Source organism: Kosakonia sp. WA-90 (assembly GCF_039871955.1).
GTDB classification, from domain to species: domain Bacteria; phylum Pseudomonadota; class Gammaproteobacteria; order Enterobacterales; family Enterobacteriaceae; genus Kosakonia; species Kosakonia oryzendophytica.
Genome location: NZ_JBDPLJ010000001.1, coordinates 354,668 through 375,126, shown reverse-complemented (window position 1 = coordinate 375,126; position 20,459 = coordinate 354,668). Strand labels below are relative to the sequence as shown.

General features: G+C 53.1%; 21 protein-coding genes. 8 read left to right on the top strand and 13 right to left on the bottom strand.

Annotated features, from left to right (window positions below; all coding sequences use genetic code 11):
* Positions 1-50 precede the first annotated feature (50 nt).
* A complete protein-coding gene (gene mlc / locus ABGA49_RS01660; RefSeq protein WP_134318234.1) occupies positions 51-1,271 on the top strand; it encodes a sugar metabolism global transcriptional regulator Mlc in 1,221 nt (406 codons plus the stop codon).
* Positions 1,272-1,396: 125 nt separating this feature from the next.
* Entirely contained in the window at positions 1,397-2,092 is a 696-nt protein-coding gene (bioD, locus tag ABGA49_RS01655; protein ID WP_061495569.1) for a dethiobiotin synthase, read from the top strand.
* A gap of 34 nt (positions 2,093-2,126) precedes the next feature.
* On the opposite strand, the gene osmV is transcribed toward bioD, so the two are convergent.
* The 9 genes from osmV to ABGA49_RS01610 all read right to left on the bottom strand — a co-directional run bounded on the left by osmV (position 2,127) and on the right by ABGA49_RS01610 (position 10,897).
* Complete coding sequence (gene osmV / locus ABGA49_RS01650; protein WP_134318233.1) at positions 2,127-3,275, bottom strand: osmoprotectant ABC transporter ATP-binding protein OsmV; 1,149 nt, start codon at positions 3,273-3,275, stop codon at positions 2,127-2,129.
* Positions 3,275-3,922 carry an osmoprotectant ABC transporter permease OsmW gene (gene osmW, locus ABGA49_RS01645; protein WP_347665036.1) on the bottom strand — a complete coding sequence of 216 codons (648 nt, stop codon included), beginning with the start codon at positions 3,920-3,922 and terminating at the stop codon, positions 3,275-3,277. The genes osmV and osmW overlap by 1 nt, the downstream gene beginning before the upstream one ends.
* A 9-nt stretch (positions 3,923-3,931) precedes the next feature.
* On the bottom strand, positions 3,932-4,834 hold the full coding sequence (gene osmX, locus ABGA49_RS01640) for an osmoprotectant ABC transporter substrate-binding protein OsmX (RefSeq protein WP_061495577.1): 903 nt from the start codon (positions 4,832-4,834) through the stop codon (positions 3,932-3,934).
* 20 nt (positions 4,835-4,854) lie between these two features.
* Positions 4,855-5,565 carry an osmoprotectant ABC transporter permease OsmY gene (osmY, locus tag ABGA49_RS01635; protein WP_347665035.1) on the bottom strand — a complete coding sequence of 237 codons (711 nt, stop codon included), beginning with the start codon at positions 5,563-5,565 and terminating at the stop codon, positions 4,855-4,857.
* Positions 5,566-5,849: 284 nt separating this feature from the next.
* Positions 5,850-6,461 carry a Tat proofreading chaperone DmsD gene (dmsD, locus tag ABGA49_RS01630; RefSeq protein WP_088237480.1) on the bottom strand — a complete coding sequence of 204 codons (612 nt, stop codon included), beginning with the start codon at positions 6,459-6,461 and terminating at the stop codon, positions 5,850-5,852.
* Between the two features lie 77 nt (positions 6,462-6,538).
* Positions 6,539-7,396, bottom strand: coding sequence for a dimethyl sulfoxide reductase anchor subunit family protein (locus ABGA49_RS01625; RefSeq protein WP_347665034.1), 858 nt, complete (start codon positions 7,394-7,396; stop codon positions 6,539-6,541).
* A gap of 1 nt (position 7,397) precedes the next feature.
* Positions 7,398-8,015 (bottom strand): DMSO/selenate family reductase complex B subunit, encoded by a 618-nt coding sequence (locus ABGA49_RS01620; protein WP_061495584.1) that lies wholly within the window; start codon positions 8,013-8,015, stop codon positions 7,398-7,400.
* 10 nt (positions 8,016-8,025) lie between these two features.
* Positions 8,026-10,464: a selenate/tellurate reductase subunit YnfE gene (gene ynfE / locus ABGA49_RS01615; RefSeq protein WP_134318231.1), complete on the bottom strand. Its 2,439-nt coding sequence runs from the start codon at positions 10,462-10,464 to the stop codon at positions 8,026-8,028.
* A 151-nt stretch (positions 10,465-10,615) separates the two neighbouring features.
* Positions 10,616-10,897, bottom strand: coding sequence for a DUF1161 domain-containing protein (locus ABGA49_RS01610; protein WP_061495588.1), 282 nt, complete (start codon positions 10,895-10,897; stop codon positions 10,616-10,618).
* A 181-nt stretch (positions 10,898-11,078) separates the two neighbouring features.
* On the opposite strand from ABGA49_RS01610, the gene ABGA49_RS01605 reads away from it, so the two are divergent.
* Complete coding sequence (locus tag ABGA49_RS01605; protein WP_170933838.1) at positions 11,079-11,789, top strand: YnfC family lipoprotein; 711 nt, start codon at positions 11,079-11,081, stop codon at positions 11,787-11,789.
* A gap of 18 nt (positions 11,790-11,807) precedes the next feature.
* Here ABGA49_RS01605 and speG read toward each other — a convergent pair whose 3' ends face one another.
* Together speG and ABGA49_RS01595 are read right to left on the bottom strand one after the other, a co-directional pair.
* Positions 11,808-12,365 (bottom strand): spermidine N1-acetyltransferase, encoded by a 558-nt coding sequence (gene speG / locus ABGA49_RS01600; RefSeq protein ID WP_061495590.1) that lies wholly within the window; start codon positions 12,363-12,365, stop codon positions 11,808-11,810.
* Between the two features lie 52 nt (positions 12,366-12,417).
* Positions 12,418-12,756 carry a DUF1283 family protein gene (locus ABGA49_RS01595; protein ID WP_061495592.1) on the bottom strand — a complete coding sequence of 113 codons (339 nt, stop codon included), beginning with the start codon at positions 12,754-12,756 and terminating at the stop codon, positions 12,418-12,420.
* Between the two features lie 139 nt (positions 12,757-12,895).
* Between ABGA49_RS01595 and ABGA49_RS01590 the strand changes: the two genes are divergently transcribed.
* From ABGA49_RS01590 to ABGA49_RS01570, 5 genes are all read left to right on the top strand, one after another.
* Positions 12,896-13,222 carry a YnfA family protein gene (locus ABGA49_RS01590; protein ID WP_061495593.1) on the top strand — a complete coding sequence of 109 codons (327 nt, stop codon included), beginning with the start codon at positions 12,896-12,898 and terminating at the stop codon, positions 13,220-13,222.
* 112 nt (positions 13,223-13,334) lie between these two features.
* Entirely contained in the window at positions 13,335-14,549 is a 1,215-nt protein-coding gene (gene manD, locus ABGA49_RS01585) for a D-mannonate dehydratase ManD (RefSeq protein ID WP_061495595.1), read from the top strand.
* 84 nt (positions 14,550-14,633) lie between these two features.
* Positions 14,634-16,040 (top strand): glucuronate isomerase, encoded by a 1,407-nt coding sequence (uxaC, locus tag ABGA49_RS01580; RefSeq protein ID WP_347665033.1) that lies wholly within the window; start codon positions 14,634-14,636, stop codon positions 16,038-16,040.
* Between the two features lie 22 nt (positions 16,041-16,062).
* Complete coding sequence (locus ABGA49_RS01575) at positions 16,063-17,604, top strand: MFS transporter (RefSeq protein WP_347665032.1); 1,542 nt, start codon at positions 16,063-16,065, stop codon at positions 17,602-17,604.
* 249 nt (positions 17,605-17,853) lie between these two features.
* Positions 17,854-19,317 (top strand): mannitol dehydrogenase family protein, encoded by a 1,464-nt coding sequence (locus tag ABGA49_RS01570; protein WP_347665031.1) that lies wholly within the window; start codon positions 17,854-17,856, stop codon positions 19,315-19,317.
* A gap of 45 nt (positions 19,318-19,362) precedes the next feature.
* On the opposite strand, the gene ydfZ is transcribed toward ABGA49_RS01570, so the two are convergent.
* Together ydfZ and ABGA49_RS01560 are read right to left on the bottom strand one after the other, a co-directional pair.
* Positions 19,363-19,566, bottom strand: a complete 204-nt coding sequence (gene ydfZ, locus ABGA49_RS01565; RefSeq protein ID WP_061495603.1) for a putative selenium delivery protein YdfZ — start codon at positions 19,564-19,566, stop codon at positions 19,363-19,365.
* A 176-nt stretch (positions 19,567-19,742) separates the two neighbouring features.
* Positions 19,743-20,429 carry a GntR family transcriptional regulator gene (locus tag ABGA49_RS01560; RefSeq protein ID WP_061495605.1) on the bottom strand — a complete coding sequence of 229 codons (687 nt, stop codon included), beginning with the start codon at positions 20,427-20,429 and terminating at the stop codon, positions 19,743-19,745.
* Positions 20,430-20,459: the final 30 nt, after the last annotated feature.

Sequence of the window (20,459 nt, the reverse complement as noted above, 5' to 3'; positions counted from 1 at the left end):
CACCATAGCTCAAAAGTTTATTTCGAAGCGCGAAAATAAGGGAGTCAGAGGTGGTTGCTGATAGTCAGCCTGGGCATATTGATCAAATTAAGCAGACCAATGCAGGGGCAGTGTATCGCCTGATTGATCAGCTTGGCCCGGTGTCGCGCATCGACCTTTCCCGACTGGCGCAACTTGCGCCCGCGAGTATCACCAAAATCGTCCGTGAAATGCTCGAAGCGCACCTGGTGCAGGAAACGGAAATTCAGGAACCCGGCAGCCGGGGGCGTCCGGCTGTGGGGCTGACGGTGGAAACCGAAGCCTGGCACTATCTTTCACTGCGCATCAGCCGGGGCGAAATCTTCCTCTCCTTGCGCGATCTCAGCAGCAAACTGGTCGTGGAAGATCGCCTCGAACTGCCGCTTGTTGATCCGTTACCGTTACTGGAACGCGTCACGTCGCATATTGATCGTTTCTTTACCCGCCATCAGAACAAGCTGGAGCGTTTGACTGCTATCGCCATTACGCTGCCGGGCATTATTGATACGGAAAATGGCATCGTTCACCGCATGCCGTTTTATGAGGATGTCAAAGATATGCCGTTGGGCGAAGTGCTGGAGAATCACACTGGTGTGCCAGTGTATGTGCAGCATGACATCAGCGCGTGGACAATGGCGGAAGCGCTGTTTGGTGCATCGCGCGGCGCGCGGGATGTGATTCAGGTGGTGATCGATCATAACGTGGGCGCCGGGGTGATCACCGACGGGCGCTTACTGCATGCCGGGAGCAGCAGTCTGGTGGAAATCGGCCATACCCAGGTCGATCCCTACGGTAAACGCTGCTATTGCGGCAACCACGGTTGTCTCGAAACCATCGCCAGCGTAGAAAGCGTGCTGGAACTGGCGCAGCGGCGAATGAGCCAGTCAATGAGTTCGATGCTGCATCAAAAACCGCTAACGGTAGAGTGGCTGTGTCAGGCCGCACAGCAGGGGGATCTGCTGGCAAAAGACATTATCAACGGTGTTGGCGCCAATATTGGTCGTATCCTTGCCATCATGGTGAATTTGTTCAATCCGCAAAAAATATTGATTGGTTCGCCACTCAGCAAAGCCGCAGATATCCTCTTTCCCGCCATTACCGATTGCATTCGCCAACAGGCGCTGCCGGCTTACAGTAAACACATCAGCGTTGAGAGCACCCAGTTCACCAACCAGGGCACCATGGCCGGTGCGGCGCTGGTAAAAGACGCGATGTATAACGGATCGTTGCTGATTCGTCTGTTGCAGGGGTAACAATTTTGCACTGTTGCCCTAAAAATTGCGCTACCTCAAGCTGAGTCCTGTGCACTTAACTTAGACTTTCCCCACTGAATTATTTTCCTGGTTTATATTTTCGTTGAACAACGGTGGGGTTCGTCATGCTTAAGCGTTTCTTTGTAACGGGTACAGACACTTCTGTCGGCAAGACAGTGGCGTCCCGCGCGCTACTACAGGCGCTGGCTGCCAGCGGCAAAACAGTGGCAGGCTACAAACCTGTCGCTAAAGGAAGTAAAGAGACGCCGGAAGGGCTGCGCAATAAAGATGCGCTGGTGCTGCAAAGCGTTTCATCGCTGGAGTTACCTTACCAGGCGGTAAACCCTATCGCGTTAAGCGAAGAAGAGAGCAGCGTTGCACATAGCTGCCCAATCAATTACACCCTGTTATCCAACGGCCTGGCGAATTTGTGCGACCGGGTTGATCATGTGGTGGTTGAAGGCACCGGCGGCTGGCGCAGCCTGATGAATGACTTACGCCCGCTCTCTGAATGGGTAGTGCAAGAGCAAATGGCGGTGGTGATGGTGGTGGGGATCCAGGAGGGGTGCCTTAACCATGCACTTCTGACCGCACAGGCGATTGCCAGCGACGGTCTGCCGCTGATTGGCTGGGTCGCCAACCGTATCAATCCGGGTCTGGCACATTATGCAGAAATCATCAATGTACTGAGCAAAAAACTGCCTGCGCCGCTGGTCGGTGAACTGCCGTACTTGCCGCGCCCGGAACAACGTGATTTGGCGCAGTACATTAATCTGCAAATGGCAACCGGCATGCTGGTGGCCGACCGTGTTTTAGCCTGAAAAAACCCTCCGCATGGAGGGTTTTGCCTGACCGTCAGGCGTCGCTGTGAATATTGAGCACGCGGCGCGTTCTGCCGGAACTTAAATAATCCGCAATGTAGTCCTGAGAGATTTCTCCGTTATAACGCCCCTCTTCGTCGACGATGGGCATCCAGCTGGTATTGCTTTCATACAGTTTCGACAGCACCACGCGCAGGTTATCTTCCGCTTTGCCGGTGATGCGGAACGGATGCAGCAGATCTGCGCAGCGCCCGGCGGCGTTTCGCGCTTCGCGGCGTTTGACAAAACCCAACGGTTTACCCGCGTTATCCACCACGGTAATCGCCCGGATATCGTGATCGTCCATTGTGGCGAACGCTTCCGCCGCAGAGGTGGATTCGCGCACGGTGAGAGTGGGTTGTTGATCCGTGACATCGCCTGCGGAGACCAGCAGCAACCGCTTGAGTGTTCTGTCCTGGCCCACAAAGCTTCCCACAAATTCATTGGCCGGTTTGGCTAACAGCTCATCCGGGCTGGCGCACTGCACAATGCGCCCCTGGCGGAACACCGCAATGCGATCGCCCAGTTTTAGCGCTTCATCAATGTCGTGACTGACCAGCATGACGGTTTTTTTCAGCGTGCGCTGCATGTCGAGAAACTGATTCTGGATCACTTCACGGTTAATCGGGTCGACGGCACCAAAGGGTTCATCCATCAGCAGCACCGGCGGATCGGCTGCCAGTGCGCGGATCACGCCGATACGCTGCTGCTGCCCGCCGGACATCTCGCGCGGATAGCGGTGGAGGAATTTTTTGGCATCGAGCGCCACCATCTCCATCAGTTCTTCGGCACGGGTTTTACAGCGGGCTTTATCCCAGCCAAGCATGCGTGGCACCACCGTAATGTTCTCTTCAATGGTCATATTAGGAAACAGACCAATTTGCTGAATAACATAGCCAATATTGCGCCGCAGACTGACGGTATCCATCGCGCTGGTGTCTTCACCGTTGATCAAAATCGTCCCACTGGAGGGGGTGATCAGGCGGTTGATCATTTTCAGTGTGGTGGTTTTACCGCAGCCCGATGGGCCAAGCAGAACGCACATTTCACCTTCAGGCACTTCCAGGCTGACATTGTCAACAGCCTTGAAGGTCTGGCCGTTTTTTTGCGTAAATTGTTTGGTCAGATTGTCGAGTTTAATCATTAACGGATCCCCTTCGGCGTAAGCACAATTTGTAAGCGATGCAGTAACCAGTCGAGCACGATAGCGAGAACACAGATCATCAGCGCCCCGGCAATCAACATACGGAGGTCGCTGCCGCCAATGCCGTTAAGCAACAGCAGACCCAGTCCGCCCGCGCCAATTACGGCGGCGATCGCCATCACGCCGATATTCATCACCACGGCGGTGCGAATACCGCCAAAAATGACCGGTAGCGCCATCGGGATCTCTACCCAGCGCAGACGTTGCCAGAACGTCATGCCGATACCACGACCTGCTTCACGCAGACCCGGCGGCAGGCTGTCGAGCGCGGTATGTGTGTTGCGTACAATCGGTAGCAGTGAATAGAGAAAGACGGCGGTAATGGCAGGCACGGCGCCAATACCCTGACCGATCAGCGAAAAGAGTGGGATCATCAAACCAAACAGCGCAATTGAGGGGATCGTTAGCACCAGCGTGGCGATGCCCAATACCGGGGTTGCCAGCCATTGATGGCGGACGATTAAAATCCCCAGCGGTACGCCAATCACAATCGCCAGTCCCACCGCCAGCGCGACCAGCCACAGGTGCTGGAATGTCAACGCCGCCAGATAGCCCGCGTTTTCCATCATGTAATGAATCGTGTCCATAGGCGCTCCTTATAACACCCCTTTTTCGTGCAGAAAGTCGCTGGCGACCTGCTGCGGCGTCTGGTGATCAATATCGACTTTGGCGTTCAGGGTCATGATGACGTCATTATTGAGCAACCCTGAGAGGCTATTCAGTGCCTCTTCAAGCCCCGGATTGGCCGCCAGCGTGTCTTTGCGCACCACCGGCGTCACCGCGTAGCTGGGGAAGAAGCCTTTGTCGTCCTCCAGCACTTTCAGATCGAACCCTTTCACACGTCCATCGGTGGTGTAAACCAGCCCGGCATCGACAAAACCGTCGCGAATGGCGTTATAGACAAGGCCGGGATCCATCTGGCGGATTTGCGGGCGATCCAGTTCCATGGCATAGGCCTGTTGCAACGGTTTCATACCGTCGCTACGCCCGGAGAACTCCAGATCCAACCCGAGCAACCAGTTCTTTTTCGGGTCGGTTTTACGGATCTGCTCAATCTTCGCCACCATTTCTGACAGGGTGTTGATATGTTCGGCTTCCGCGCGTTTGCGCTGCATGGCGAACGCATAGGTATTGTTCATATCTGCGGGCTTCAGCCAGACCAACCCGTGTTGGGCATCCAGGCGTTTCACCGTTTCATACGATTCCTGTGGTGACATCCGCTTGTTGATATGGTTGAAGATGATCAGCGAGGTGCCGGTGTACTCCCATGTCATATCAACCTGCTTATTTATCATGGCGTTACGGGAAATTACCGTGGCGATATTGGTTTGCGGCTGCACCTGAAAACCTCTTTTTTGCAGGTACAGCACGGTCAGGGCGGACAAAATATGCTGCTCGGTAAAACTTTTGGTGGCGAGGATTAACGGTGCGGCCTGGGCGCTGGCGCTAAACAACGCGATGGCGACCAGGGCTCCCAGCAATCGGCTCAGTCGTTTCATTGGCATTCCTTGTTATGTACTCAGGCTGTGTGCGGGCTCAGATAACGGCCCAGTGCTGCCAGCAGGGTATCGAGGATCAGGGCGAACAGTGCGGTTGCCGCCGCGCCTAAGATCAAGGTTGGAAAATCGTTCAGGTAGATACCGGGGAAAATCAGCTCGCCGTAACTGCTGGCACCAATCAAAAAAGCCAGCGGCGCAGTGCCGACGTTGATAGCGGTGGCAATGCGCACGCCGGAGAGTATCACTGGCAGGGCACTGGGCAGCTCCACCTGGCGCAACCGTTGCCATTTGGTCATACCGATCCCGTTCGCTGCCTCCAGTAATGAAGGGGGCACGGAACAGAGGCCGGCATAGGTGTTGCGTACTATCGGCAGCAACGAGGCCAGGAACAGTGCGATGATGGCCGGTGTATCGCCGATACCAATCACCACCATCGCCAGTGCCAGCACTGCCAGCGGCGGCAGGGTATTGCCAACATTAAAGAGTTGCATCACGTATTCCGCCACACCGCGTGCCGCGGGTCGGCTAAGGGCGATACCACTGGGAATCCCTACCAGTAGCGCAAAAAACATGGAACTGAACACCAGAATCACATGTTGTTGCCCGAGGTAGAGCAAATCAACCTGGCGGGCTTTAACGGTTTCCGGTCCGATTCCCCAGACCAGCAGAGCCAGAACAACGGCAATCCCGGCGATAAAGAGCAGGGCGCGCGTAAGCGTGGAGGTGTGCATTGCAGTGTGTCTCCCTGTTTGCATGCGTTGTGGCAACAGACGTTGCGTGTTGTTATGCCATGTTCGGCAGGGTGTGTTGAGCTATAGCAAGCACCTGGGAAGGATTCCAGTAAATGGCGTCGGTTTTGACACATCGTCAGGTGCCGTGTCACGGGCTCAAGCCGGATGGCGTAACGGCTGTATACAGTGCCTATAGAATTGTCTTAAAAGCGAAGCATGTAAGTGACACTGTCACTAATGAGGGTGCGCAGAGATGTGTCCCGATCGCCTGATCGGGAGGGAAATTAACGAAAAAGGGGTTTTTGTGCGACCGGGATCAGCAAGCGGGATTGCCAGTCCGCCAGCGTAAGCTGCGCCAGTAAGCCCAGCGCATGCCAGAAAGGATGCCTGGCCTCGTCGCTGAATACGGTGAGAAAACGCCCGGCCCACGGCAGCAGATGCCAGGCCAGCAGTTGATCGCAGGCAACACGGTTGCCTTGTTCTGCCAGCCACGCTGCCAGCAACAGCAATGCGCCGAAGTGATCTTCCGGCTCATTTTGCGTACTGTCGAAAACGACGCTGTTTTCGCGCATCCACTGGCGCAGCGCCAGTGTGGAGTCGCCAAACAGCACACTCTCTTTATCCAGCCACACCGAGCCCCAGGGCGGTGCGGGCAACGCGTGAGGACCAATCAGTAAACGCTGCCAGGCGTCCTGCAATGGCTCATCACTGGTTGTTGTAAAAGCCGCTACCAGCGGCTGAAGGACGGCTTGTGGCAGCGGCCACTGCTCAACCCAGTCATCCTGTTTAAACGCGGCAATCAGCGGTGCTGCGGGTTCGCTGTCCGGTGGATAATAAAAGAGTGCGCCCAGCACGCGGGCGGTAAAAATGAATGCTTCACGGGTATCGTCAGTCATACTCTTCCTGATAATGTCGGTCAACGTCGTTTAGAGAGGCCGGACAGGGCGCAAGCCGCTATCCGGCACGCACGCGGTTAACCCGCAACGGCAACGCCGACGGTCATATGCAGCCCATAAAACAGGCCGCGTCCCACGGCTTCGCCCGCCACCACCAGCACGATCCCGGCCAGCAGACTGATCACCTGTGGTTGCTTACGCATCACCAGCGGGCAGATCCAGCACCCCAGCCCGAGCGCCACCAGCGCTAAACGCCATACCTGTAGCATGCCGTAATCTGGCACCAGCGCGATGGCCTGCTGTACCGAACTGTGGATTTCGCCTAACTGCACGCTTTGTAACATCACCACTGCACAGCTCGCCACCAGGGCGGCAACGCTCACCGCCGCAAAACGTGATGCGTTATAACGCATCCCCGCCAGCCTTAGCAGCAGCGCCCCCAGTAGCGGCCCGCCAATCAGCATCGTCAGGAAAAAGCTGGCGGTGGTGTAACCGTTGTGCCAGGTGGGAACGGTATCGATTTGGTAAACACGCGTCATCGCCCAGACAAACAGCACACCCAGCACCATGCTGACAACCAGCCATAAGCGCCCGAGCGCAGCCGGCATTTTGCCAAGCCATGTCAGTAGCCACCAGACACCGCCCACGGCGAAAAACAGCGACCCGGCGGCGATTTCATTACTCAACGCCGATGCGCCCACACGGTTCAGGGAGTTAAATGCCCGCAGCGGTGAGCCGAGGTGCATCATCGAGGCAATAAAGCCAATGCCCATCAAGATCCACAGCAAAAGCTGGCTGCGCACAATGCTTGCCTGTGTACGCTGATCCCCGGAGGTAGCCATCCAGCCAAGGCCGGTGACGATTAATCCGCCTGCAACACACTGACCGAGCACGGTAAACAGCACCAGCGGCCATTCATGCCATCCGCTTCCCATTTCACACCTCCTGCGGGTTTGCCAGATAGCCGGTGGTATCCCCTGTCGGGCGGCTGTTGGCGTTGGGTTTGATGACAATATTCGGCCGGGTAAAGTGCGATGCCGGCAACGGCGCGATAGCGGCGAGCGAACCATGCTGTTTGCGCAATTCGTCGATGGGGCCAAAATCCAGCGCCCGTAACGGACAGGACTCGACGCAGATCGGCTTTTTGCCCTGCGCGACGCGGTCATAACACCCGTCGCACTTGGTCATATGCCCTTTCGCGGCATTGTATTGCGGCGCACCATACGGGCAGGCCATATGGCAGTAGCGACAGCCGATACACACATCTTCATCCACCACCACAAAGCCATCTTCGCGTTTATGCATAGCGCCGCTTGGGCAGACTTTGGTACAGGCCGGATCGTCACAGTGGTTACAGGAAAGAGAGAGGTAATAGGCAAAAACGTCCTGATGCCAGATACCCTGATCCTCCTGCCAGTTGCCGCCGGCATATTCGTATACGCGGCGGAAACTGACATCCGGGGTTAAATCCTTGTAATCTTTACAGGCCAGCTCGCAGGTTTTACAACCGGTGCAGCGGGCGGAATCGATAAAAAAACCATACTGCGTAGTCATCCGCTACTCCTTAAACCTTTTGGATGTCGACCAGATTTGTGTGCTGCGGGTTGCCTTTCGCCAGCGGCGAGGGGCGGTGGGTGGTCAGGGTGTTGATACAGCCGCCATGATCGACACGATCGCCGTCCATATTGGCCTGATGCCATGCGCCCTGGCCCATTGCGCTGACCCCCGGCATAATGCGTGGCGTCACTTTTGCGGCAATCCGCACTTCGCCACGGTCGTTAAACACGCGCACCATGTCGCCATTGGCGATGCCGCGTTGTTGCGCATCGATGGGGTTGATCCACACTTCCTGGCGGCAGGCTTCTTTCAGCACATCAATGTTGCCGTAGCTTGAGTGGGTACGCGCTTTATAGTGGAAGCCAAACAGTTGCAGCGGGTACTGACTGCGTGCCGGTGAGTCCCAACCTTCAAAGGTTGAGGCATACACTGGCAGCGGATTAATGACCTCATCTTTTTCCAGCTCCCAACTGCTGGCGATTTTCGCCAGTTGGCTGGAGTAGATTTCGATTTTGCCTGACGGGGTTTTCAGTGGGTTGGCTTGCGGATCGTCACGGAATTTTTTATAGGCGACAAAGTGACCATTCGGATCTTTGCGCTTGTAAATCCCCATCTCCTTGAGCGCGTCGTAGGTGGGCAACTGCGGATCTTTCGCCACCATTTTAGCGTACAGATACTTCAGCCACTCTTCCTGGGTGCGTCCTTCGGTGAAGCGCTGGTAAATATCTGGCCCCAGGCGGCGGGCGATTTCGCTGGTGATCCAGTAAATCGGTTTACGCTCAAACTTCGGTGTGGTCACCGGTTGGAGGAAGATCAGGTAACCCATGTTCCCGGCATAATCGTTGGGAATGATATCTTCCTGTTCCACGGTCATCAGATCCGGCAGCAGGATATCGGCGTACAAGGCTGATGAAGTCATGAAATTCTCAATCACCACGATCATTTCGCATTTGCTGTCATCCTGCAGCACATCGTGGGTGTGATTGATATCGCCATGCTGGTTTGTGAGGGTATTGCCCGCGTAGTTCCAGATGAACTTAATCGGCACATCCAGTTTGTCTTTTCCGCGCACACCGTCGCGGGTGGCAGTCATTTCCGGTCCATGGTCAATGGCATCGGTCCAGGTAAAACAGGAGATTGATGTTTTGACCGGGTTTTCCGGCATCGGCATCCGTTCGATGGTGATAGTGTAAGTGGATTCCCGCGCACCGCTGTTACCGCCATGAATGCCGACATTACCGGTGAGGATGGGCAGCATGGCGATTGCCCGCGAGGTCAGTTCACCGTTGGCCTGGCGTTGTGGTCCCCAGCCCTGGCAGATATACGCCGGTTTCGTTGTGCCGATTTCGCGGGCCAGTTTAATGATCTTATCGGCAGGAATACCGGTGATATGGGCAGCCCACTGCGGTGTTTTTGCCACGCCGTCATCGCCCTGTCCCAGAATGTAGGCTTTGTAGTGCCCGTTGGCGGGCGCGTCTGCTGGCAGCGTTTTCTCGTCGTAGCCCACGCAATAGGTATCCAGGAACGGTTGATCGACGAGGTTCTCGGTGATCAACACCCAGGCCATTCCTGCCACCAGCGCGGCATCGGTTCCCGGACGAATCGGGATCCACTCATCTTCGCGCCCGGCGGCGGTGTCGGTATAACGCGGGTCAATCACCACCATCCGTGCATTGGAACGCTCGCGCGCCTGCTCCAGATAATAGGTGATGCCGCCGCCGCTCATACGGGTCTCTGCGGGGTTGTTACCAAACATCACCACCAGTTTGCTGTTTTCGATGTCTGAGGTGCTGTTCCCATCATTGGAGCCGTAGGTGTAGGGCATGGCGCAGGAGATTTGCGCGGTGCTGTAGGTGCCGTACTGGTTAAGGAAACCGCCGTACATGGCCATCAGACGGGCAATAATGGAGGCTGAAGGGGAAGAGCGGGTAATGTTTCCACCGACGATACCGGAAGAGTAATTAATGTAGACCGCTTCGTTACCGTATTTCTGTACCACGCTTTTTAAACTGTTGGCGAGGGTATCCAGCGCCTCGTCCCAGCTAATGCGTTCAAACTTACCCTCGCCGCGTTTGCCCACGCGCTTCATCGGGTAGTTCAGGCGATCCGGGTGGTTGATGCGCCGACGAATCGAACGCCCGCGTAAGCAAGCGCGGACCTGGTGGTTGCCATACTGATCATCGCCGGTATTATCTGTTTCAACCCAGTAAACTTCGTTATCCCTGACGTGTAAGCGCAATGCGCAGCGACTGCCGCAGTTTACGGAGCAGGCGCCCCATACCACTTTATCCGGAGCGGGTTGCATGGCTTGCTGCACTGCGGCCGCGGCGGAACGCATACCGAAAGGGAGATGAAAACTACCGGCAGCCAGCGCAAGCGACCCGAGCGCAGTGGATTTCACCAGCGTTCGTCGGCTTATGCCACCGCTGTGTTCGGTTTCAGACATAGCTCACTCCATTATTATTTATAATTAAAAGAAATTACCCGCCAAATTAATAAGCAGGCTAACAATAGAGTGATCGTACCCACCATGGGGTAGGGAAATATTAACCGTGATCAAGTTGAGGATAATCCCCCAGTATTCAGGGGGATTATATTTACTGCGCGTCGGTGCCCTGTTCGCCCTGCGGCGCGGCACCGCTATTGCGGATGTACAGAATTTTGTAGGTATCATTGGCACAATGCCCAACGACCTGGGCACCTGCCTGATCGGCCTGGTCATTGGGCACAATTTTCAGGCTAAAACCAGATTCCGGAACGCCATTATTCATAATGCGCTGCTGGATGTCTGTTTTGACGCGCTCGCAGGAATCCGGCGCGGCAAATGCCGGAACACATGCCCCCAGCAGTAGTGCACAAAGCCAACGTGAAGCGTGCATCCTCGTCTCCTTTTTATTTAACCCGTATTAAGCTTAGCACTTCCCGCGTAAGCGAAAGGTAAATATCTGAATAATCTGAATAAGCTAGATAGAAAAGCAGAGAAACCACCAGGGGGCTGCCCTATATTGGATAGGATTTGCTAATATATGCGCAATACAGAAGAAAAATGTGGTGAACCCGTTGAAAAAACAGCTATTAGTCATCTCTCTCGCCGTGTTATTAGCCGGATGTGATGATGCGAAAGGACCGGTATCGTTTACGCCAGAGATGGCCAGTTTTTCAAATGAATTTGATTTTGATCCGCTGCGTGGCCCGGTAAAAGATTTCAGCCAGACGTTGCTCAACGATAAGGGTGAAGTGACCAAGCGCGTGACCGGCACGCTGTCGAAGGAGGGGTGTTTCGATACGCTGGAGCTTCACGACCTGGAAAACAATAGCGGCGTGTCGTTGGTATTGAATGCGAACTACTATGTTGATGCCGATTCTCAGGAGAAGCGCTTGCGCTTGCAGGGGAAATGCCAGCTGGCGGAGTTCCCTGCGGCGGGTGTGACCTGGGATACGGATGACAACGGTTTTGTTGTGCTTGCCCGCGGTAAAGATATGGAAGTGAAGTACCGCTACGATGAGGAAGGATACCCGCTGGGTAAATCCACCACCTCGAAAGAGGAACATTTAACGGTGGCCTCCACGCCCTCCAAAGATAAGCGCAAGAAGCTCGATTACACAGCGGTCAGTACGTTGAATGATAAACCGCTGGGCAACGTGAAACAGAGCTGTGATTACGACAGCCACGACAACCCGATCAGTTGCAGCCTGGTGATGATCGATAACAGCGTAACGCCATCGGTGGAACGCAAATTCAGCATCAAAAATACCATCGATTATTATTGATACCCGTGCCCGCCGCGCTTATTGCGCGGTGGGTTTCAGCAGCGTAGAGCCAGTTTTATGCGCGGCCAGATATTGCTGCTGAAAAATGCACATGCGGATGGTATTGCGGTATTCACCATTGATAAAAAATTCATGGATCAGTTCGCCTTCCACCATAAATCCCAGCTTGCGATAGATGTGAATGGCCTTTTCGTTTTCTTTATCAACGATGAGATAGAGCTTATAGAGGTTGAGTACGGTAAAACCGTAATCCATGGCCAGCCTGGCCGCCTTTGATGCCAGGCCTTTGCCCTGATGCTCCGGCGAAATAATGATCTGAAACTCCGCCCGGCGATGCACATGGTTAATTTCCACCAGTTCAACCAGCCCGGCTTTTTCGCCTTCGCACTCCACCACAAAACGGCGCTCGCTCTGATCGTGGATGTGCTTATCATACAAGTCAGACAGTTCAACGAAGGCTTCGTACGGCTCTTCAAACCAGTAGCGCATCACGCTGGCGTTATTATCAAGCTGGTGGACAAAGCGTAGATCTTCGCGCTCTAGCGGGCGCAAACGAACGCTGCTGGCGTCACTCATGAGACATCCTTTTGCAGTGAGAGAGGTGGGCGCTAAGCGCGCCCGAAAGCGATTACTGAATTTGGCGACCGGTGCGGCGATCCAGACAACGCAGGGTATTCGGTTCCCAGTAAGCGTTCACGTTAGTGCTTTTCTGGCAGTTATCCTGGGCATCAAAAGCCACGTCGGTTTTGTCCCACTCTTTCTCTACGCGTTTATTCACTTTATTGCGCAGGCTGCGCGTGTCATTCCATTGCTCTTTTTCCATCGAGGCCTGTTGACGGCTTTGGGCCGAGTCGCCGGATTCGATCACCAGTCGGTTGGTTTCAGCCAGAGCGGAAGTGGTGTACACGATGGCACCCAGCGTCAGCATAGCGGTGAGGCACAGGCGTTTGCTAAGTGTAGTTGTCATTGCGATTTCCTTATTTGTGAGAAACAAAAGGCGTACGTTTCTATTCTATGCGATCTCAGCCATCCGGGATACCGGGCGCTCTGACTGAGAGCATTATCGGGTATGATGGTTCAACCAATATTGAATAATAGTGCCAAAAATGTTCAAAACGACACTGCTTTTCTTTGCCACAGCATTGTGTGAAATCGTCGGCTGTTTTCTGCCCTGGCTGTGGCTGAAGCGTGGCGCAACGCCACTGTTGCTGGTGCCAGCGGCGCTGGCGCTGGCCCTGTTTGTCTGGTTATTGACGTTGCATCCGGCGGCCAGTGGGCGGGTTTATGCCGCTTACGGCGGAGTGTATGTCTGTACCGCGCTGCTGTGGTTGCGCATGGTGGACGGAGTAAAACTCACTCTATATGACTGGCTGGGTGCCGCAGTGGCGATGTGTGGAATGTTGATCATTGTCGCCGGATGGGGGCGCGCATAAGCCTCCGTTTTTTGTGACCAAAAGCGTATTTTCTGATCAACCTACTTGTATGGTAGTAGTCCAAGAGCGTAGATTTCCTGCATTACGTTAAGACGATGCAAGGAATAACCGAATGAAGATCGTAGGGGCTGAAGTTTTTGTTACCTGTCCAGGGCGCAATTTTGTCACCTTAAAAATCACTACCGACGAGGGGATTGTCGGGCTGGGCGATGCCACCCTTAACGGGCGTGAGCTCTCTGTCGCGTCCTACCTGAAAGATCATCTTTGCCCGCAGCTCATTGGCCGCGATGCCCATCGTATCGAAGATATCTGGCAATTTTTCTATAAAGGTGCCTACTGGCGTCGCGGTCCGGTGACCATGTCGGCGATTTCCGCGGTGGACATGGCGCTGTGGGACATCAAAGCCAAAGCCGCCAATATGCCGCTGTACCAACTGTTGGGCGGTGCGTCGCGCGAGGGGGTGATGGTTTATTGCCACACCACCGGCCATACCATTGAGGATGTGCTGGAAGATTATGCCCGGCATAAAGAGATGGGTTTTAAGGCCATTCGCGTTCAATGCGGTGTGCCGGGCATGAAAACCACTTATGGCATGGCAAAAGGCAAAGGCCTGGCCTACGAGCCGGCAACCAAAGGGCAGTGGCCGGAAGAGCAATTATGGTCGACGGAGAAATACCTCGATTTTACGCCGAAACTGTTCGACGCCGTGCGCAATAAGTTTGGTTTCCACGAGCATCTGCTGCACGACATGCACCATCGCCTGACGCCGATTGAAGCTGCGCGTTTTGGCAAGAGCATCGAACCGTATCGCATGTTCTGGATGGAAGATCCGACCCCGGCGGAAAATCAGGAATGCTTCCGGCTGATCCGCCAGCACACCGTCACCCCGATTGCCGTCGGCGAAGTGTTTAACAGCATCTGGGATTGCAAGCAGCTGATCGAAGAGCAGTTGATTGACTATATCCGTACCACTATTACTCACGCAGGCGGCATTACCGGTATGCGTCGCATTGCCGATTTTGCATCCCTTTATCAGGTTCGCACCGGCTCTCATGGCCCGTCTGATTTGTCACCGATTTGTCACGCCGCCGCACTGCATTTCGACCTGTGGGTACCGAACTTTGGCGTACAGGAATATATGGGTTACTCCGAACAGATGCTCGAGGTTTTCCCGCACAACTGGCGTTTTGAAGATGGGTATATGCATCCGGGCGATAAACCGGGGCTGGGTATCGAGTTTGATGAAAAACGGGCGGCAAAATATCCCTACGACCCGGCGTACTTACCGGTCGCCAGACTGGAAGACGGCACATTATGGAACTGGTAACGCTGAATTAAGGCATTCCCGCCTGCCTCTACGCAGGCGGGGATAACGATAAAAAGTAACACCATAAATAAATGTGGGTTATATATGAAATTTATCAACGATAGCTTTATGATTGGCAATGCTCGCGGTGTGCAATTATATCAGGATATCGCAAAAGGATTACCAATCATTGATTACCATTGTCATCTCGACGCCAGGGAAATATACGAAAATAAGAACTACGATAACATCACTCAGTTATGGTTAGCAGGTGACCATTATAAATGGCGTGCAATGCGTGCCAATGGGATTGAAGAGAAATACATTACCGGGGATGCCAGCGCTGAAGAGAAATTTGCCGCATGGGCGCAAACAGTAGAAGCAAGTTTCGGTAACCCGCTTTACCACTGGACTCACCTTGAGTTGCATCATTATTTTCATTGTGACGAGTTGCTGGATAGCCATAACTGGAAAGAGATCATGGAGCATTGCAACAGTTTATTATCTGGGGCGGATTTTTCACCGCGACAGTTAATTACACGCGCCAATGTTGAAGTGATTTGCACGACCGATTCTCCGCTCGACTCTTTGTATTATCATCAACGACTAAGTGAAGAGTCTGACTTCCCAGTAAAAGTATTACCCACGTTCCGCCCTGATGAAGTTTTTGAAAATAACGCGAAAGCGTTCTCTCTATTTATTGATAAATTGTCTGATATAACAGCAATAAATATTGCTACTTTTGCTGATTTCTCCGCGGCTATTGGTGAACGCATCCGTTTCTTTCACCAAACGGGGTGTCGTGTCTCCGATCATGGGCCCGTTGAGATTCATTATAAATCCGCAAGTGAGACGACAGTTTCGTCACTCTTTTTGCGTAAAAGAGCAGGGCAGGCGTTAAGCAAGGACGAAAGTATTATTCTTAATAGCGCTATTTTTATCATGCTCGCACGGCATTATAAAAAACATAATTGGGCAATGCAGATCCATTTTGGTGCTATTCGCAATAACAATACCAAAATGCATCAACTTCTGGGCATTAATACAGGTTTTGATGCGTTAACAGATCAATATCAACTGGCAGAAAATCTGAATGGATTGTTAGATGCCATGGCGAAAGACAATGCCTTGCCGAAAACTATCCTGTACAACCTTAATGCCAGCTATAACGATCTTGTGGCTACGACTATCGCGAATTTCCAGTCTGCGGATTGCGGTGTTAAATCACCGATGCAATTGGGATCAGGCTGGTGGTTTAATGACACACGTCGGGGCATGGAGAACCAGCTTGCTTGCCTGGCCGATCAGGGCTTGTTGATGAACTTTGTTGGCATGCTTACGGATTCTCGTAGTCTTGTATCTTATACCCGACATGATTATTTCAGACGGATTTTATGCAACCTTATTGGCGGTTGGGTAGAAAGAAAAGAAGTACCCGATAATAACAAGATATTGTCTCGCATGATTCGGAATATATGCCACGACAACGCCAAGGATTATTTTAATTTCTAATTACCTTCTCTGAGGATAGAACATGTCTATTTCAAGTAAAAAAATCACCATACCGGTGAGTATCGGGTATGGCATGACGGATATAATGGGTGGGGGTGCATTTACCGTTATTGGTGCATGGTTACTCTTTTTTTATACGACTTTTGTTGGCTTGTCCCCGGTAGAAGCCGCTTCCATTGTCGCGATTGCTCGTATTGTGGATGCCATCGTAAGTTTATTTATGGGCAGCTTTACCGATCATTTTTACAAGAATTATTTCGGCAAAAAATTCGGTCGTCGCCGCTTCTTCTTGTTGCTTGGCGCGCCACTCATGCTGGTATATAGCTTGTTGTGGTTGAATGGAATGAGTTATGGATTTTATCTGTCTGTCTATCTCGCATTCGAAATCATTGCCGCAATGGTCTTGATCCCCTGGGAAACGCTGCCCTCGGAAATGACCAAGGATTTTAATGCGCGTACGAAGTTATCGACTTGTCGCATGTTTTTATCCGCATCCGGCACCTTTCTGGCAACGTTTATTCCGGGGCTTTTGATAGGCTATTTTGGTGAGCATAATGCGAACGCCTATTTGATTAACGGTGTGATTTTTGCGGTGTTATTTATGGTCTGTGTGTTTATTTCATGGAAAGTGACCTGGGAGCGTGAGTTGACCCCGGATATGCTCGCTCAACTGGAAACAAAAACACGAAATACGACTTTTTCGCAAAAAGTATGCGCATTTACACGCTTGTTCAAAGAGTATGGTTCAACGCTGAAAATCAGGGCGTTCAGAAAACACCTTGCCATTTATTTATTGTCATTCACGGGCAAAGATGTTTACAACACAGTGTTTGTCTTCTTTTGTGTGTATTGTCTGAATGTCTCATCTTCATTGGCTGGTAGCCTCCTTTCTATGAGCATCGTTGGCTTACCTGTAACGCTGATCGCCGGGATTGGCATTATTAAATTTGGTCCTTCGCGTCTTTATGTTTTTGCCTACTCATTGATGTTGTTGTGCCTTGGGGGGTTCTTCGCTGTATATCACATCCCGGCGTTGAACACGGTCGCCACACTGGTGATTCTGGCGGGGTTGTATCAGGTTGGTCGCTGTGTTCTGGAGTTCACTCCGTGGAACGTGTTCCCGTTTATTCCTGATATTGACGAAATGGTGAGTCGCCAGCGTCGTGAGGGCTTGTTTGCGGCAGTAATGACGTTTTCACGTAAAACGACGGTAGCCATTGCGACATTTATTGTCGGCCTTTTATTGCAGAATGGCGGGTTTGTAAAAGGAAGTCAGGTTCAACCGCCAGAAGCAATTCACATGATTGCCATGTTGATGTTTATCGGCACGGCAGGGCTCCTGTTACTCGCACTTTGGCAGGCTGTCACGTTCAATCTCAATAAAAAGACGCATAAGATTTTTGTTGAAGAGGTGGATCGCCTGAAAGCGGGAGGGACAAAAAATGCGGTAACCACGGATACCCGCCGCATTGTGGAAGATCTGACCGGTTACGATTACGACGCATTATGGGTAGAAAAAGGCACGGTAGAGCAAACAGGGACCTCGCGGGTGACTTCCGCCTGATCTTCTGGTTTACAACCTGGTTGTTAAAGCACAATGCTGTCACATAACTTTGCTTTTGTATCACACCACTTAGGCAAAAGTTAACGTAAATCAATGTTCAGCCACCCACAATTGGTATCGTTAATGACAGATATTTTTTTACCTTATCTACCATTCTAGTTTATGTAGTCAGCAGGCGACCGGTCGCATCAAACAGTCCGGCCGCCATGCTGACGGGATTTCCGTTTCATCTATTAACGAGTCGCAACTATGGAAAACCGGTTACTCAACGCAAAAGCAACACTTCCCCACTATAACCGCGACGCACTGCAGGCGCGGATCGTGCATCTGGGTTTTGGTGCGTTTCACCGTGCTCACCAGTCGGTCTATGCGGATATCCTCGCCGCGGAACATGGCAGCGACTGGGGCTACTGCGAAGTCAACCTGATTGGCGGCGAGCAGCAGATTGCTGACCTGAAACAGCAGGATAATTTGTACACCGTGGCGGAAATGTCTGCGGATGCATGGACGGCGCGTGTGGTCGGTGTTGCGAAACGCGCGCTGCACGCGCAGGTGGACGGCCTGGAAACCGTACTGGCGGCAATGTGCGAACCGCAAGTAGCGATTGTGTCGCTGACCATCACCGAGAAAGGGTATTGCCATTCTCCGGCCACCGGCCAGTTGATGACCGACCATCCTTTAATCGTGGGGGATTTGCAAAACCCGCACCAGCCAAAATCCGCTGCCGGGGTGATTGTCGAAGCACTGGCGCGCCGCAAAGCCGCTGGGTTACCGCCTTTTACCGTGATGTCTTGCGATAATATGCCGGAAAACGGTCATGTTACGCGCAATGTCGTCTGTGCCTATGCCCGCGCTGTCAACGGAGAACTCGCTGACTGGATCGAGGCAAACGTCACGTTCCCGTCAACCATGGTGGATCGCATTGTTCCGGCAGTAACCGCTGACACGCTGGATAAAATCGAACAACTGACCGGTGTGCGCGACCCGGCGGGTGTGGCCTGTGAACCATTTCGTCAGTGGGTTATCGAAGATAACTTTGTTGCCGGACGCCCGGAATGGGAAAAAGCAGGCGCTGAACTGGTGGCGGATGTGATCCCGTTTGAGGAGATGAAACTGCGCATGCTCAACGGCAGCCACTCGTTCCTTGCTTATCTCGGTTACCTGGCGGGCTATCAGCACATTAATGAGTGCATGGAAGACGACAACTATCGCCGAGCCGCACACGCGCTCATGCTGAAAGAGCAAGCACCGACGCTGAAAGTGAAGGGCGTTGATCTGGCGCACTACGCTGATCTGTTGATTGCACGCTACAGCAACACCGCGCTGCGTCATCGCACCTGGCAAATCGCGATGGACGGTAGTCAGAAACTGCCACAACGTATGCTCGATTCTGTACGCTGGCACCGGGTTCATCAGCGCGATTTCTCTCTGCTGGCGTTAGGCATCGCGGGCTGGATGCGCTACGTGGGCGGTGTGGATGAAAAGGGGCAGGCCATTGAGGTGTGCGATCCGCTGCTGGCGGTGATCCAGAGCGCCGTGAACAACAGTGCGCAGGGTGAAGCGCGCGTGTGGGCATTACTGGGTATTGATGCGATTTTCGGCCGTGAGCTGCCGAAAGACACCACCTTTGTTGCGCAGGTGCAAAAAGCGTATCAGACACTGCTGGAGAAAGGAGCAAAAGCGACGGTTGCGCAGTACGCTGCGGCGTTGTAATTCTCTGTAGAATGCCGCCGCGGCGGCATTCTCACCACGTCGTGCTTAGTGCATGCCCAGACGAATCAGTTCAACCGGTTCGAATTTGCCTTCACAACCTTCCACTTCCACCGTTTTGCTGCGACGCAGCGCTGCCGCACTTAGCCCCTCAGCATGAATAGCGACAATTTTCCCGGTGCGCCCTGTGCCATTAATCATGACGCGGGTGCCGGTGGTGATGGGATTATGGTTACGATCATAAGTCATCATGGTGGTTTCTCCTTGTTGATATCCGCAAAATCATCCGGGGCAGAAGATGTCCCCGCGACGGACTCACTATCAATACGCCTCTCACGCGATGAGGTGTTGTTTTTGATCAAAGTCACACTTTTTAATGAGCAAAAAGCATGACGTGCTTGCCAGACAGGGCGGATAAGGAGGGGAAATTACTCTTCGCTGAACCAGTCGCGATTTTCCTGGCGAATGGTTTTTACCGACTCACTGATTTCCTGCAAATGCAGGGTCATGGCGCGATCGACGGCATCGGCGTCGCGCTTTTCCAGTGCGGCAAAAATATCCAGATGTTGACGCAGCAGCATCTCCGGCGGTGAAACGTGATCGAGACTCATATAACGCACGCGGTCGATGGTGGCTTTGATATTTTCGATGGTGTCCCAGGCAAGCTGGCAATCCGCAATCTGCGCCAGTTTCTGGTGGAAGCTGTCATCCAGCTCGAAAAAGTCATTCAACTGCTTGCGCTCAATGGCGACACGCTGCTGGTTCAGGTTCTGCTCCAGCAGATAAGCGGTGCTGTCATTGATCATCGCGGCGGCACGTCGTGCAACGGCGCACTCAATTGCCTGGCGGACGAAACAACCATTGCGAACCTGCGTCATGGAGATTTTATTGACATAGCTGCCGCGCTGCGGGCGGATCTGAATCAGGCCGTTTTCCGCCAGTTTGATAAATGCTTCACGCACCGGCTGACGCGACACGTCAAAACGCACCGACACCTCTTTTTCTGACAGCGGCGTGCCTGGTGGGATAAGACAATGCACAATATCTCGCCGCAGGATGCGGTAAATTTGTTGATTGACGGGTTGGGTAGGATTGAGTTCCGTTTCGGCAGCCATGCGCTCTTACTTTTTAAAGGGTTAACCTGT